Annotated in this window: 15 protein-coding genes; 10 read left to right on the top strand and 5 right to left on the bottom strand. The window is 50.2% G+C overall.

The features are described 5' to 3' along the window. Positions 1–48 precede the first annotated feature (48 nt). Both glnD and AC6IB1_RS05155 read left to right on the top strand, forming a co-directional pair. Positions 49–2,670 (top strand): bifunctional uridylyltransferase/uridylyl-removing protein GlnD, encoded by a 2,622-nt coding sequence (gene glnD, locus AC6IB1_RS05160; protein ID WP_497568088.1) that lies wholly within the window; start codon positions 49–51, stop codon positions 2,668–2,670. A gap of 119 nt (positions 2,671–2,789) precedes the next feature. Beyond that, positions 2,790–3,167 carry a DUF3461 family protein gene (locus AC6IB1_RS05155; RefSeq protein ID WP_497568087.1) on the top strand — a complete coding sequence of 126 codons (378 nt, stop codon included), beginning with the start codon at positions 2,790–2,792 and terminating at the stop codon, positions 3,165–3,167. 42 nt (positions 3,168–3,209) lie between these two features. Here the strand turns inward: AC6IB1_RS05155 and truC are convergent, their stop codons facing one another. Both truC and AC6IB1_RS05145 read right to left on the bottom strand, forming a co-directional pair. After that, positions 3,210–3,941, bottom strand: a complete 732-nt coding sequence (gene truC / locus AC6IB1_RS05150) for a tRNA pseudouridine(65) synthase TruC (RefSeq protein ID WP_497569090.1) — start codon at positions 3,939–3,941, stop codon at positions 3,210–3,212. Between the two features lie 5 nt (positions 3,942–3,946). Then, complete coding sequence (locus AC6IB1_RS05145; RefSeq protein ID WP_497568086.1) at positions 3,947–4,264, bottom strand: YqcC family protein; 318 nt, start codon at positions 4,262–4,264, stop codon at positions 3,947–3,949. Between the two features lie 154 nt (positions 4,265–4,418). Here AC6IB1_RS05145 and AC6IB1_RS05140 point away from each other — a divergent pair, with 154 nt between their 5' ends. From AC6IB1_RS05140 to AC6IB1_RS05125, 4 genes are all read left to right on the top strand, one after another. After that, positions 4,419–5,456, top strand: coding sequence for a DUF3549 family protein (locus tag AC6IB1_RS05140; protein ID WP_497568085.1), 1,038 nt, complete (start codon positions 4,419–4,421; stop codon positions 5,454–5,456). 3 nt (positions 5,457–5,459) lie between these two features. After that, complete coding sequence (locus tag AC6IB1_RS05135) at positions 5,460–5,768, top strand: DUF3301 domain-containing protein (protein WP_497568084.1); 309 nt, start codon at positions 5,460–5,462, stop codon at positions 5,766–5,768. A gap of 981 nt (positions 5,769–6,749) precedes the next feature. Then, positions 6,750–6,989 carry a DUF2789 family protein gene (locus AC6IB1_RS05130; protein WP_497568083.1) on the top strand — a complete coding sequence of 80 codons (240 nt, stop codon included), beginning with the start codon at positions 6,750–6,752 and terminating at the stop codon, positions 6,987–6,989. A gap of 63 nt (positions 6,990–7,052) precedes the next feature. Continuing rightward, complete coding sequence (locus AC6IB1_RS05125; RefSeq protein ID WP_497568082.1) at positions 7,053–7,331, top strand: hypothetical protein; 279 nt, start codon at positions 7,053–7,055, stop codon at positions 7,329–7,331. Here AC6IB1_RS05125 and AC6IB1_RS05120 read toward each other — a convergent pair whose 3' ends face one another. Together AC6IB1_RS05120 and syd are read right to left on the bottom strand one after the other, a co-directional pair. Beyond that, positions 7,332–8,105 carry a Zn-ribbon-containing protein gene (locus AC6IB1_RS05120; protein WP_497568081.1) on the bottom strand — a complete coding sequence of 258 codons (774 nt, stop codon included), beginning with the start codon at positions 8,103–8,105 and terminating at the stop codon, positions 7,332–7,334. A gap of 6 nt (positions 8,106–8,111) precedes the next feature. Further along, entirely contained in the window at positions 8,112–8,657 is a 546-nt protein-coding gene (gene syd, locus AC6IB1_RS05115; RefSeq protein ID WP_497568080.1) for a SecY-interacting protein, read from the bottom strand. Between the two features lie 62 nt (positions 8,658–8,719). On the opposite strand from syd, the gene queF reads away from it, so the two are divergent. From queF to xni, 4 genes are all read left to right on the top strand, one after another. Next, positions 8,720–9,565 (top strand): NADPH-dependent 7-cyano-7-deazaguanine reductase QueF, encoded by an 846-nt coding sequence (gene queF, locus AC6IB1_RS05110; RefSeq protein WP_497568079.1) that lies wholly within the window; start codon positions 8,720–8,722, stop codon positions 9,563–9,565. A gap of 543 nt (positions 9,566–10,108) precedes the next feature. Further along, positions 10,109–11,665 (top strand): GGDEF domain-containing protein, encoded by a 1,557-nt coding sequence (locus AC6IB1_RS05105; protein ID WP_497568078.1) that lies wholly within the window; start codon positions 10,109–10,111, stop codon positions 11,663–11,665. Positions 11,666–11,862: 197 nt separating this feature from the next. Further along, positions 11,863–13,233: a nucleotide 5'-monophosphate nucleosidase PpnN gene (ppnN, locus tag AC6IB1_RS05100; RefSeq protein ID WP_497568077.1), complete on the top strand. Its 1,371-nt coding sequence runs from the start codon at positions 11,863–11,865 to the stop codon at positions 13,231–13,233. A gap of 93 nt (positions 13,234–13,326) precedes the next feature. Next, a complete protein-coding gene (gene xni, locus AC6IB1_RS05095; RefSeq protein ID WP_497568076.1) occupies positions 13,327–14,103 on the top strand; it encodes a flap endonuclease Xni in 777 nt (258 codons plus the stop codon). Between the two features lie 27 nt (positions 14,104–14,130). Here xni and rlmM read toward each other — a convergent pair whose 3' ends face one another. Continuing rightward, entirely contained in the window at positions 14,131–15,198 is a 1,068-nt protein-coding gene (gene rlmM / locus AC6IB1_RS05090) for a 23S rRNA (cytidine(2498)-2'-O)-methyltransferase RlmM (RefSeq protein ID WP_497568075.1), read from the bottom strand. Positions 15,199–15,221 lie beyond the last annotated feature (23 nt).

The raw sequence follows: 15,221 nt of genomic DNA, 5'->3' as shown, positions 1-15,221 counted from the left end.
TGAGTAAAAAGCCGGCCTCTGCGTCGGCTTTTTTCATCAAGGATGACAATGAACGACATTCTGATCTCACCTGACAAACTGAGTACCGAACAACTCAACCTCAACGAACTCAAGCAGCAACTGGCACTGTTTGGGGAACAACAAACGGCTGACTTTCTTAACCGTATACCTGTCACTGATCTGGTTTATCAGCGTGCTGACTATATTGATGCCCTGCTTAACCGCCTGTGGCAGCATTTTTCGTTTCACCACCATCCTACTCTCGCCCTGATTGCTGTCGGCGGCTATGGCCGCCGGGAACTCCATCCTCTTTCTGATATCGACCTTTTGATCCTCTCTGAAAACGGCATCGACAGCACCTACCAGGCACGGATCAGTGAATTTGTTACCTTGCTTTGGGATCTCAAACTCGAAGTCGGTCATAGCGTCCGCACTCTGGCTGAATGCATGGAAGTGGGTCAGGACGATTTGACCGTTGCAACCAACTTGCAAGAAGCGCGATTGTTGTGTGGTAGCGAGCGCGTTTATCACGAACTGAAAAGCCGTATCCATGCCAAGCAATTCTGGCCCAGTGAGCGCTTCTTCAAAGCCAAAGTAAAAGAACAAAAAGAGCGCCATGCCCGGTATCACGACACTGCCTACAACCTCGAGCCGGACATTAAATCCAGCCCCGGCGGGCTTCGTGATATCCACACTTTGAGCTGGATAGCGCGTCGTCACTTTGGTGCCACCAGCTTGCGTGAGATGAGCAAATACGGGTTTCTCACCGATGCCGAGTTCCGTGAACTGGATGAATGCCAGACCATGCTTTGGCGTATCCGTTTTGCCCTGCACCTCGAACTTCGTCGCTATGACAACCGGCTGACGTTTTCCCACCAACCGTCCGTTGCCGAAACACTGGGCTATCAGGGAGAAGGGAACCGCGGCGTCGAGCTGATGATGAAAGACTTCTACCGCACCCTCGGCAGGGTCTCGGAGCTGAATAAAATGCTGATCCGCCTGTTCGCCAAGGCGATTGAGGATGAACCGGACAGCAAAAAAATTGACGTGCTCAGTGAGGATTTCCAACGTCATGGAAAGCAGATTGAAGCGCGTAAACCGGCGCTGTTCCAGGCGCGTCCTGACACCATTTTGGATATGTTCCTCCACATTGCCGATGACAAATCCATTGAATCGATCTCAGCGCCAACACTGAGACAGCTGCGTACTGCTCGTCGCCGGCTCAACCGGTTTCTGTGCGATCTGCCGGAAGCTAAAGAGAAGTTTATTGCACTGACCCGGCATCCTAATGCACTGCATAAAGCCTTCCCCCTGATGCACAAGCATGGCGTTCTGTCAGCCTACTTGCCGCAATGGAGCCAAATCGTTGGCCAGATGCAGTTTGATCTTTTTCACGCCTATACCGTGGATGAGCACACTATCCGTCTACTCAAACATATCAACGGATATAGCCAGGAAGAAAACAGTGAAAAACACCCAATCTGTTGTGATGTCTATCCCCGCCTCGCCAAACCCGAATTGCTTTTACTGGCGGCTATTTTCCATGACATCGGCAAAGGCAGGGGAGGCGATCATTCTGAAATCGGCGCCGTTGAGGCATACAATTTCTGTATTGACCATGGCTTATCCCGCCCTGAAGCCAACCTGGTCAGCTGGCTGGTGGGCAATCACCTGTTGATGTCAGTTACCGCCCAGCGCCGCGATATCTACGATCCGGAAGTCATTACTGATTTCGCACAGAAAGTACGTGACGAAGAACACCTGGATCACCTTATTTGTCTGACAGTGGCAGACATTAATGCTACTAACCCGGAACTCTGGAACAGCTGGAAGCGCACACTGTTGGCAGAGCTGTATTATTCAACACAAAAAGCCCTGCGCCGGGGCCTGGAAAACCCGCCGGATATCCGCGAGCGTATCCGCCATAACCAACAGTTAGCCTCTGCATTACTGCGCAAGAATGGCCATTCACCGCGTGAAATATCACTATTGTGGCAACGTTTTAAAGCAGACTACTTCCTGCGGCATACCCACAAGCAAATTGCCTGGCACAGTGAAAATATCCTCTCGCATGAGGGGAAAGATCCCTTGGTGCTGATTAGCAAAAATGCGACCCGCGGCGGTACGGAAATCTTTGTCTACAGCGAAGACAAGCCCAGCCTGTTTGCCCGTGTCGTAGCGGCACTGGACAAGAAAAACCTCAGCGTTCATGACGCCCAGATCATGACCAGCAAAGACGGTTTTGCCCTTGATACCTTTATGGTGCTCGATGCCAATAATGAAGCCATTCAGCCGGATCGCCATGACAAGATTCGGGAAGGCGTGGCAGATGCTTTAATGCAAGAAGGCGCCATTACCATTCCGGTCAAACGCGCACCTAGAAAGCTGATGGCATTCAAAGTAAAAACCCAGGTGAACTTCCTGCCCACCCGCATTGGAAGGCGCACATTACTGGAACTGATTGCCCTCGACACTCCGGGCCTGCTTGCAAAAGTGGGAGCCGTCTTTGCCCGTGAAGGCGTTTCACTGCAGGCGGCCAAAATCACCACCATTGGCGAACGGGCAGAAGACTTTTTTATTGTCACAGACGGTGAGCGCCAGGCATTAACCGACGAGGCCCAGACTTCGTTGAAAAATGCACTCTTTGATGCGTTGAATGATGCGGGTTAACCGGGTTGGCGATCTCAGCCACAACTCTCAGGCATTGATCGTTGCCAGAGTTGGGGCTGCCGTCTGGATCCTGCTAAAATAAACAATGCCGTGATTTGGTAGAAGAAAGGGGTAATGCCATGTATCAGAACCTGAGAAATATCGGTATCGAACATCCTGAAAACATTGAACGTTATACCCTGCGCCAGGAAGCCAATTCTGACACACTGAAAATCTATTTCCATAAAGCCAAAGGTGAGCTTTTCGCTAAGAGCGTGAAATTCAAATATCCGCGCCAACGCAAAAATGTGGTCGTCGACAGTGGCAGTGGCCGGTTCCGTGAAGTAACCGAGATTAACCGCAGCCTGTCACTGGTGGTCGATGAACTCGACAAGATTGTTCGCCATGAACAAGCCGAACATGATGTAAAGCAGAAGATCCTTCGTGACCTCAGACATCTGGAAAAAGTGGTTGCCAGCAAGATCGCCGAGATCGAATCCGATCTGGAAAAATTATAGAAAGAAGGTCCTAGGAGCTAGGTTCCAGGGACCTGTTTTTCCTCAGAATTCTGCTCCCCACCCCAAGCCTTCCAAGACCCGTCGCCACACATCATCAATGTTTGCATCAATCACTATGTTTTCACCGGTAACCGGATGCTGAAACTCAGTGCGCGAGGCATGGAGCAGCAGTTGATGGCAGTTAAACACCTCACGGAACAGGCGGTTATGCCTGCCGTCACCGTGGTTAACGTCACCGATGATAGGGTGACTTAAATGGTGCATATGGCGGCGAAGCTGGTGCTTACGCCCAGTGTGCGGTTTCATTTCAACCAAGGTGTAGCGGCAACTCTGGTAGCGCCCCAATGGGATCGGCAGCTCAGCATGCGCCACCGGGCGATATTCTGTCACCGCTTCCTTGGCTTCAGGCTCTGCTGTCGCATATTTGTCCGCCACCTTATCCAGCTCTTCTTTGAGTGGATAATCGAGCGTCGCTCCTTCCTGAATCCAGCCTCTGACCACCGCATGATAGGTTTTGTGAATATCGCGACCGGCAAACTTTGGCATCATTTCAGCTGCTATTTCTGAAGACAACGCAAAGAGCAGCACGCCAGAGGTCGGACGATCCAGCCGATGAAGCGGAAACACATGCTGGCCAATCTGGTCTCGCAGTGTTTGCATCACAAAACGGGTTTCCCCCTTATCCAGCCAGGAACGGTGCACCAGCATGCCAGAGGGCTTGTTGACCGCGACCAACCACTCGTCACGGTAGAGTATTTCCAGTTCAGTCTGCATCATGTCTACGGTGTAAACAGCGCATCAAGATCTTGTGATACACGGGTAATGTCAACGTGGCCATCAAGGCCCTTCATCGCTTCTTCAATGTAAGGGGAAATCGCGAAAGAGGTAGGAAGTGGCTGCTGATGCTCAATCAAAAACGCCATCTTGGGAATAAAAATCCATTGCAGCCATTGTGCACAACTCAAGGTATCTACCGCAAACGGCTCAACGCTTGCCAGCGCCTGCACCGACGGCGGCTTATTTTCCCAGTGGCCATGCTTTTCCATGGCCGCCTTCAGTGCCAGAATCAAAGCGCCGGTTCTTTCGTGCTTGTTCATAGAATTGCTCTCTTTTGCGCGCGGTGGGTTGAAAAATCAAAGTGTCGCAAGCATATCACTAAATAGGGTCTGTTGACCTGCCACGCTCAGGATAGATGGTAAACTAGGGGAAATTACTCTCCGCCAATGAAGGCAATCCGAATTAGAAGTCACCATGGAAAATACGCTCTCTCTCAATACAATTCTCAGCCAGGCCAATTGTGAGTTTCTGGTTTTTGACCTCAGTCGCCGGGTCACACCGATTGAAACCAACGACTTTGTGGCGATTGAAGAAAACCGCATTCCTTACCCGTATCCTACGCAGCGACACGCACAGATGGGAATCGCCTTCTGGCAGCCTGATCAGGCGCCCTGGATTTGGTTTTTAAAAATGCCACTGGATGAACGGGGACTGTTAAACCAAGCTGCTTTGGGTGACTTTATCCAATACGTAGCACAAGCGATGGGCGCGACGCTGGGTACCCCCCCCACCGAAGAAGAGCAGGAAAAACTGGCCGCCAACCCGTATACCTTCACCCCGCAGGATGATAAGAAGGCGATATTCCATGCGTTCCTGACAGCCAAGCTCAACCAGCCTGCCAGCCAGTATTACGATCATGCCCAGCATTACATGTCTGGAGAACTGAGGTGGGATGCATGGCAAGGTGTTGGGCTTCAGGGCATTGCCGATCTCTGTGCCCGTATGGATAAACACAACAACCTCACCCATCTGCGAAAAGCGCTCTCTCATATGCCGCAGCCCCCAAAATATGCCGTGTTGGGATGTTTAGAACACTGCGCGATCGCGGATTCTCTGGCAATGCGGATTGAAGAAGAGATCCACGCCATGTTGTCAGCCGAAGAAACTGACCTGTTCCTGTTAACGGCCCATGTCCGTGCTCTGGCTGGAGCAAAACCGGAAATCGTCCAGCGCGTGGTTGAACACATGCTGTCACTGGATGCGCTGCGTCACCGTGAAATGTTGATCGCGATTGCCGGACGCTGCTGGCAGGCGCTGACAAAAGACACCTTACTGGATACTTTCCTAATCGCCGTTGCCGAACAAAACAACCAGGCTTTCTTCCAGCAAATGGTGGCAGATCTGGTGATGATCCCCGTACTTCGGCCACAGGTGTTGGCATTGCTCTATGGCTCAGCCTCGCCGGCGCTGCTGGATGCAGTGAAGCAATTACAACAATCTGTGAAAGCGTGATCTATGATTGGCGATCTGCTCTGGATACTCGTTATTGCACTGGTTGCCAGCCTGTTCTGGCAACAACGGCGCCAGAGTGAACTGGCTAAACACTATATCCAGCAACGCTGCCGGCAAACGCAACTACAGTTGATATCGATTGCCAGGGGCAGCCATTCATTGGGTTGGCCGAAAGGTCCACTTAATATCCAAACCCGCTACTACTTTGAATTTTCCGTCAACGGGCTGGATTGCTATCAAGGCTATGCCGTCATGCAGGGAATGCGGGTCAAAGAGATTTACATGCCAGCATATCCCATAGTGGAACAATAATGCACAGGGCATTGGATAGGTTTTTATGACCAATAAAAAAGAACGGGCGCGACTTTCGTCGCGCCCTTAAGGTCTTACTTGCAGCTATCCGGCTACGAAATTTGCTCCCTGCATCATTCCTTGATCAGTAGCTGATTCCTTCAGCGTTATCCCAATCTCTCCTTCCTGGAGGTGTCCTTCGGTCCTACCTTGACCCATCGAGCTATCCCGCTCTCGATTCTCATCCTCGTCCTGAGGGTGTCCTTAACTTCGTCCTGAAGTGGATTCCTTAAGCCCCCATCCTGGGTTGTCCTAAGTGTCTTCCTGACCAGTAAACATCCTGCCTACTGTACGGCTCCTTCCGTATCCCTAATCCGCTTTCCTTGCCTTGTCAGTAACACAATCTTTGCATTACCTGCTCATCCTGAGCTGCCAAAGTCCGTGGTGTTAGTTCCTGTTCCGTATGCCAGTATCCTTCCGACAACACAAAGATTACGCTAACCAATTTCCAAAACAACCAGCCAGCAGGTGATTAAAGTCACAATTTTATACAGGCTTAATGACGAGTTTTGTAACTTATTGTTTTTATTGTGATTGAAAAATCATCTTTTCTGGAAATCTGCGTCTCAAGCTGAAGAATCCCACGTCATTGTAAGAGATATCTCACAAGGGAGCGAGTCATGGTCTTGAAACGAAAATGCTGCGACAAAAATCTGGTCAAAAAAGAAACAGAATTTTCATCTGAAATACTATCGATAAGTAGACAGAATCCAAACCAAGAGACAATGAATCATAAATAATACATCAAAAAGAGAAGAGTGCGAAATGTCAGGGCGTTTATACATACAGGACAATTAGCGTCCTGTTTAGTGAGCGTTTTTTCCGTCCTCTCGCATGAAACATGCCCCTTACTGCACCTCATCCATATACCAACCACCCAAAATTATGGCTTCTATACTGACTGAATGTGCGGGATTATTACCCCAAAAGGAGGGGGCGCTTATGGAAATGTTTAACCACAATCTTGAAAACCTGTTTCGGCAACTCGGATTGGCATCCGATGCTAATTCGATCGACATTTTCATTGCCAGCCATTCGTTGCAAGCAGGGGAAAATCTGACAACCGCCACTTTCTGGACAGCCAGTCAAAAACAGTTTCTCGAAGAGGCGAAATGCCAGGATGCGGATTGGGTAGAACAAATAGACACCCTGGATGCCCTGTTGCGTAAGGGAAAAAGTTAGGGTATTCATGATGCTCTGTCTTCTTCGCTGCCATGGCGGACACGTGATTTTAGGGAAAACACAATGAGCATTGATTTTACCCCACAGCTCGAACAAACCATTCAATCTTTGGTCAACGATGGAAAAGAGCCCAGCGTGGCATTAATCAAAGGGCGGCTTACAAGCCCGGTTCCCATGCCACTGATTATCAGTGCACTTCAGCGTTGGAAGAAAAGTGGTACTGTGCCCAAAGTGGAATTAGTGAAAAAACAAGACGATGCCAATGCCCGCATACAGGCGTTGGAAGCACAGGTGGAAGCGCTGACCAAGCGCCTTGAAGCCCTTGAGCAACGCCATCCATAGTTATTGAAAGTCCCACGACAGGTTGGAGACCAGCCTGCAGCAATCACACTTGAAATGAAACACATCATGCAGCGGTGATTCGAGTAACCAGTCGCCGCCGCATTTCGGACACTTCCTCGCCAGCTCAGATTCCGCATCTGTCCCACCTACACGGTATTGGTAATAGTAGGTTGGCACCTTGGTCAGATATTCAATCCGCCCACGGATATCCCACCCTTTACGGAACAACAGGCTGTCTACATCCTGAATTTCTGCCAGTGCGGCATGCTCGGCTTTAAATGCACCGGCCATCTGGATTTCATCGCACGCCTGCCACTCTGTCTGCCACTTCACTTCCGCTTTATGATCGCCATTGAAGGTCGCTGGAATACGGTAAAGCGGAATGGGAAGCAAGGTTTCACCGCAGCGTAGCGGCGAGCAAGTATGCACATAGGTGGTGTACATGACCTGCCAGCTGCGTGCAACATCCGGCGCACTCTCTTCAGAATTGATATCCCGCCCCAGCACTTTGACTTTGGGTGATAGCAGGCAGGCATCGGTCAGTTGCAGGGTTTTCTGTTTTACCTGTGGGCTGTTGTATTTCGGGTTCAGGCTGTCTTTTTCCGGGCACACAGCGCGGACGTGAAACTGTCCATCGCCCATCACCATCGGAAATTCACGGCCCAGCACCTGACCGTTGTAACGCAGTGCGTCTATCAGGCCATTTACGGCACGATCAACGGCTGAGATGGTAGTATCGTCATAGCATTCAAAGGTAAGCTCAACCACATACATGGGCTGTCAGACCTCCGGCACCAGTTGACTAAGGAAGGTTTCAACATCCGGCGCCAGCACGTCACGTTGTTGGGTGCCAATGCGCTCTTTGATCACTTCACCGGAAACATTGCATATTGACACCACATCCAGCTCATCCTGGGTCGAGGCAATAAACACGGTCGGGTTTTGCTTAAGGCGCTTTTGCATCAGCAGGTGTCCCAGCATATTCTCCTGCAAGCGTGGCAGGTCTTCATCACTCCAGACCTGGACAATTTCCAGCGCCAGCCCATCAAAGCGTGCCGTCATATCACCACAGTACTGACCTGCATAAAACGCTTTGATGTCGTCATGCAGACGAATACCAATCCCTTCTTCTACGTTTGAAAAATCCGCCAGCGTCTCACGTTTTACCGGTTGCCAAATCACCACATCGTCGGTTTCCTGAACCACACAAGGCGATGCAAGGCCAAGATACCCCTCGCTTTGTGGTTTCGAACCATGTTTCTGGTCCCAGGCATCAACAAAGCGCGCACTGAAAGACCAAAGCGCATGGATGACAGAGTGATTCATTAGCAAGATTCCTCAAGATTCAGTAAACTTTGCGCATTCTAATCGATCCATGGCAAAACCGTATGAGCAAATATCAAGATGCAAAAGAACTTGCTGGCCTGACGCTGGGTCAGAAAACGGACTATCAAGAACATTATGCGCCAGGGCTATTGCAACCCGTACCACGAAGCCTTAACCGCGATGACCTGAATCTGGGCGATTCGCTGCCGTTTACCGGGTACGACATCTGGACGCTCTACGAACTGTCATGGCTGAACAGCAAAGGCCTGCCACAAGTTGCAATTGGTGAAGTCCGCCTCCCTGCCACCACACCCAACCTGATTGAATCCAAGTCATTCAAGCTGTACCTGAACAGCTTCAACCAGACCAAATTTGAAAGCTGGCAGGAAGTGGTTGATACCCTCGCCAAGGATTTGTCAGCCTGTGCCGGTGCGGATGTTGATGTCACTCTGTCGCCTCTGGAAGAGTTCACCAATACCCCGGTCGTTGCCTTCGGGGGAGAAAATATTGATGAGCAGGACATCGAAATTGACAATTACGATTTTAACCCTGCCCTGCTTGAAGGTGCTGCGGACGGCCCGGTTGTTACTGAAACCCTGAACAGTAACCTGCTCAAATCCAATTGCCTGATCACCAGCCAGCCTGACTGGGGTTCAGTTCGCATTGCCTACAAAGGCAAGCGCATTAACCGTGAAAAGCTGCTGCGCTACATTGTTTCCTTCCGCCGCCACAATGAATTCCATGAACAGTGTGTTGAACGCATCTTCACCGACCTGATGAAATACTGTCAGCCGGAACTTCTGACGGTGTATGCACGTTACACCCGCCGCGGTGGACTGGACATTAACCCATACCGCACGAATATGGGTAAAACACCAAGTGAAAACAACCGTCTAGCGCGCCAATAATCTGTCATGCAGGCTCTGGAAACAGGGCCTGTTTTTCTTATTTGGGGACGATATTTTCTGCCATGCGACTCTTGCCTGCAGCATAGCTTTCTTGCTCTTTGTCTATCAGCGCTTATGTGGACGCCCACCTCAATTCGACATCGTCTAGCTGAAACCTCAAACCATCACCACAGATCACTCCATCTGCGCACACTCAGAGAGGTTCATGCTAATCTCATTCGCGCCCAAGCGTACACCGCTCCGATAACTTGAAACAGGCCATGGAGCATGCCGAAGGACTCAAGCAACGCTAACTCATACTCGAACGTCCGACAGACATGTCTGGATGGCATCCACACTGGACAGATCACGGTTAAAACTTCGGCAGTCAGTGGTATTAACTGACAGATAGTTCACGAATCTGACAAAAACTGATGCCAATTTATTGATAGTCCTAGCATTAAACCGTTATAGCTAGTCGTTGCACGTGTAAATTCATGAATTGCAGCCTCATTTTCCGCCACTTCTGGTGCCGGACTGGTGTTTGGAGATGTAGTCCTTTTTATGTCCAACTTCTCGTCAGATGAAGATATCATCCAGCTAAAAGAAAAGTTGCAGCATTACAAGCTGGTTTCCCGCGATTTAGCCCTTAAATCGCGGCGCGAAGCGATGATCCTGAAACGATTGATCTCACGTTTAATTGCCGCATCCCGGGTAAATAACGACGACCGCCTTAGTGAGCGCCTCTCACAAATCTGCCGTGAACTTGACTCACAGGAAGATGTCAGTAGATTGATCCCACAACTTGCATTGGTGGAGCGAATGGTCAGTAGATACAATCAGGTAACAGAACGAGCCACAGATGCACTGGAATGCCAATTCCTGCAAAGCGGGGAAACGCTGAAATATCTGCCCGGCCTGCCTGCACAGCTAAAACGCGACTTACGCACACTACTGGCAAGTCCTGCTGCGCAACAAAAAGGCAGCACAGAAAAAGTGGTGTCACTGCTGCAACTTTATGAACGTGCACTCAAGTTACTCTCCTTGCCCGCCAACGGCATGAATGCCCGCGATCTGCTCAACATCGATCGCATCAACCAGCTTTGCACCGAACTTCAACACCTGATCACCGAACTCGACTTTGATGGCGAGGTAGGCGATCGACTTTTGGATATCCGCAGCAAACTGCTGCTTTCCCCTAACGCACAAACCTTGCTGGAGCTGACGCTGGAGTCCGTCCAGCTTATCCTTGACGGTACACGTAACGAACGGAAAGCCTCCCGGGTGTTCCTATCGCAGGTCAATGAAGATCTCTCTATAGTGCAGCGTCATAACGGCCGTTCAATTGACTGCTCACTGGCCATTGCCAATCAGCGTAACACCCTGAATGAAGAGCTGGCCGCGTCGGTGGAATCAATCCAATACCACCTTAAGGAAGCGGAAACCCTTGAGGATCTACGGCCTAGTATCTCCGAAGTATCAGTCGATCTTGCTTCTCTTGTTGCCCGCAACCGTGCACTGGAAGAGCGTGAGCAACAATTGCTTGAAAAGCTCCAGTACAATGAACAGAAACTGGAAGCGCTGTATCAGCAAACCATGGATTATCGTAAACGCCTTGGTGATCAAGAGAGAAAACTTCTGCTGGATCCTCTCACCAAGGTCTACAACCGGGCTGCGCTGGATGATCGTCTCGAACACGAGTACCGTTGCTGGATGCGCTACCAGACACCGCTTTGCCTGGCCATGATTGACATTGACCATTTCAAGAGCGTCAACGATCAATATGGTCATCTGGTGGGTGACAAAGTACTCAAAGTGGTCGCCCGCACGATTCATCAATGCCTGCGTGACACCGACTTTATCGCGCGCTTTGGTGGCGAAGAGTTTGTGGTACTGTTACCCAATACAGATGGGGAAACCCGCAATGTCCTGTTGAACAATGTCCGTGAAACCATTGCGAAGCTGCCATTCAAATTTAAAGATAACCGCCTGACGATCACTGTCTCTATCGGAGCCAGCATGTTCAAAGACAACGACAACACCGTTGACGTCCTTGAGCGCGCAGACAATGCCCTTTATAACGCCAAGGATAATGGACGCAACAAACTAATACTGGCATAGCCCATTAATTTTCAATGAGTTGATTGCTTAATAACTTACTTTTTTATCCCCTGCACTGGCTAAACCCTACATCTCTGTGTATGGTTAACTAACACACTGATTTTTAAGCCATTGAAAAGAAATTTTGATAATAATGAAATGGTGTCATCCACACCCTCCCCCTAATACAGTGTGCTTTCCCTACACAGGAGGTGATTATGATCACACATATCAGCCCAGTTGGGGCCATGGATCTTCTATCCCAACTTGAGGTAGACAGGCTTAAAGACACGGCCAAAAGTAACCTTTACCGCCTGTACCGTAACTGTTCGTTAGCGGTGCTGAATTCCGGCAGCCACACTGACAGCTCTAAAGAGTTGCTAGAACAATACAAGTCTTTCGACATCCGTGTAATGCGCCGTGAGCGTGGCGTCAAACTTGAACTGATTAATCCACCAGAGCATGCGTTTGTCGACGGTAAAATTATCCGTGGTATTCAGCAGCACATGTTCTCTGTGCTTCGGGACATTGTTCATGTCAACGTTCAACTTGAACATGCCAAAATATTTAACCTCACCAATTCCAGCCACATCACTAACCTGATTTTCGATATTCTGCGCAACGCCAACGCACTGGTACCGGGGAAAGATCCAAACCTGGTTGTTTGCTGGGGCGGGCACTCCATCAACCCGGTTGAATATCAATATACCCGTGAAGTTGGCCACGAGTTAGGACTGCGTGAGTTGAATATCTGCACGGGTTGTGGTCCAGGTGCGATGGAAGGACCAATGAAAGGCGCAGCGATTGGTCACGCCAAACAACGTGTAACGGGAAGCCGTTTTCTGGGGCTAACAGAGCCATCCATTATTGCCGCCGAACCCCCTAACCCTATCGTGAATGAGCTGGTGATCATGCCAGATATTGAAAAACGCCTGGAGGCCTTTGTGCGTATCGGGCACGGCATCGTTATCTTTCCTGGCGGAGCAGGTACCGCCGAAGAGCTCTTGTACCTGCTCGGTATCCTGATGCATCCAGAAAATGCAGACCAGCCGATGCCTGTGGTGCTGACCGGGCCAAAAGAGAGTGCAGATTATTTCCGGGTTATCGATGAATTTATTCGCGACGTACTCGGTAAAGAGGCCACTAAGTACTACCAGATTGTGATTGATGATCCCGTCAAAGCCGCACGCATTATTAAACAAGGAATGCCGGCAGTAAAAGAGCACCGCCAATCCACCGGGGATGCCTATTCATTTAATTGGTCACTGAAAATCGCCCCCGAATTCCAGTTGCCGTTCGAACCGACCCATGAAAACATGGCAAACCTTGATCTCCACATGAACCAGCGCCCTGAACTTCTCGCATCCGCCCTACGCCAGGCCTTCTCCGGTATCGTTGCCGGCAACGTAAAAGAAGAAGGGATCCGCATCATCGAGCGACACGGCCCGTTCAAAATCAACGGCGACGCACCGCTGATGAAAAAGATGGACAAATTGCTTCGCGGCTTTGTTGAACAGCAACGGATGAAACTGCCAGGTTCTGAGTACACTCCATGTTATGAGATTATTCGTGGTTCTGACGGACGATAATACCCGTCGTATTCAATGACCCGTCATTCTGCTTTCATTTACCGCTCAACAAATTAGAATGGCCCCATCGGGCCATTTTTCTTTGGGTAATCCATGTCAATCCATCTTGTTATCATTGATGCCATGAACCTCATTCGCAGGGTACACGCAGCGCAACCCAATCCAGAGGACATTGCATCGACGGCACAAGTCTGCACCCGGGCATTACACAAGATAATCCGCTCTTCTGAGCCGACCCATATTGTCGCTGTGTTTGACCATACCGGGCAGGACCGGGGGTGGCGCGCGAAACTGGTCCCCGAATACAAACAAGGCCGCAAACCGATGCCTGAAGCACTGCAACAGGGTCTGGATAGCATTCAGGATGCATTCTGGGAAGAAGGCGTGGATTCGCTGCTCTCATCTGGTGACGAAGCCGACGATATGATTGCCACACTGGCCATCAAAGTAGCAAACCATGATGGTCAGGTGACAATAGTGTCAACCGACAAAGGCTATTGCCAGTTACTGCAGCCCACAGTCCGGATTCGTGATTACTTCCAGCAACGCTGGCTCGACAGCCCCTTTATTGAAAAAGAATTCGCCGTACAACCTGAGCAGTTGACCGATTACTGGGGCCTGACCGGGATTAGCTCGAGTGGTGTTTCCGGTGTACCGGGTATTGGCCCCAAAACAGCCTCAACCCTGTTGCAACGTTATAGCACGCTGGAACAGCTCTATGCTGCTGAAGACATCGAACCCAAATGGCAGAAAAAGCTGGAAGGCACTCAGGAACTGGCGCTTCGCTGTAAGCAGGTCGCGACACTGAAAACCGACATCACATTGGGCTTTAACCTCCAGGATATCCGCTACTCCGCGCAGAGCGCATAAAAAAGGCAGCCAACTGGCTGCCTCCCATCATTTCAGCACGCGTATGTGCACAGTGACTTCTTCACGGTCGTGATAAAGGTGCTTGGCCTGCATCTCAAATTTCACGCCGTTTTCAATCAGGAATATCTTCAGGTTCTGTAAGTCATCTTTCACCTGCTCATAACGGCGGCTCATCGGCAGTTTCAGATTAAAAATGGTTTCTTTTGCCCAGCCAGCGATCAGCCATTCCCCCATCAGCTGGGCCACGCGATAAGGCTTTTCAATCATGTCACACACCAGCCAGTATACATTTTTTCGCGGTGGTTCGAATTTGAAACCATCGACGGCATGGTGTTTCACCTGCCCGGTTTCCATCAAGCTTTCTGCCATCGCACCGTTGTCCACTGCATGAACAAACATCGATCGTTTCACCAACTGATAGGTCCAGCCACCGGGACAGGCGCCCAGATCAACCGCCCACATGCCAGGAGCCAGACGTTCATCCCACTCTTCACGTGGAATAAAAGCATGAAACGCCTCTTCCAGCTTCAGGGTTGAACGGCTCGGCGCTTCGGGCGGGAACTTCAAACGGTGGATTCCCATATAATGTGGTGAGTTGTTGTTAGTCAGTGAGTAACCGACAAAGCAGCAACCTGGCGCGGTAAAGCAAACATGCAATACCGGTTTTTTCGGGTTTTCTTTTGCCAGCAGCACGCCGCGCTTTCGCAGTGCCTGACGCAGCGGCACTGTAAACTTACGGCAGAATTTCAACAGCTCTTTCGCCTGCGCCGTATCCGGGGTTTCAACCCGCAGATCACCACATTTTGGCAGCTCACCACCAAACGCTAAAATCGGCGAGATACGATCGCCCGGATCCAGATCCGACAAACAGCCAACCACCGCAACCATCTGACGCGCAAAAATCAATGAGCTCAGTGGCAGTGTCTTGAGCAGTTTTTCTGCATCACCTTGCTGGTAACATTCAAACAGTACATAGCCAGTGTTTTTTTCCACGCGTGGAAAACCATACACCTCAACATCGGCTGCTTTGTCCTGAATCTCACCGGCGCACTCTTTTTCAAAGCCCTGGCGGCAATACAATAAAATCTGGTTCATCTCGGGCCTGCTGTTAGCAATAA

This window comes from Grimontia sp. THUN1695 (assembly GCF_059704325.2).
This window is presented reverse-complemented; position numbering and strand designations above follow the sequence as displayed.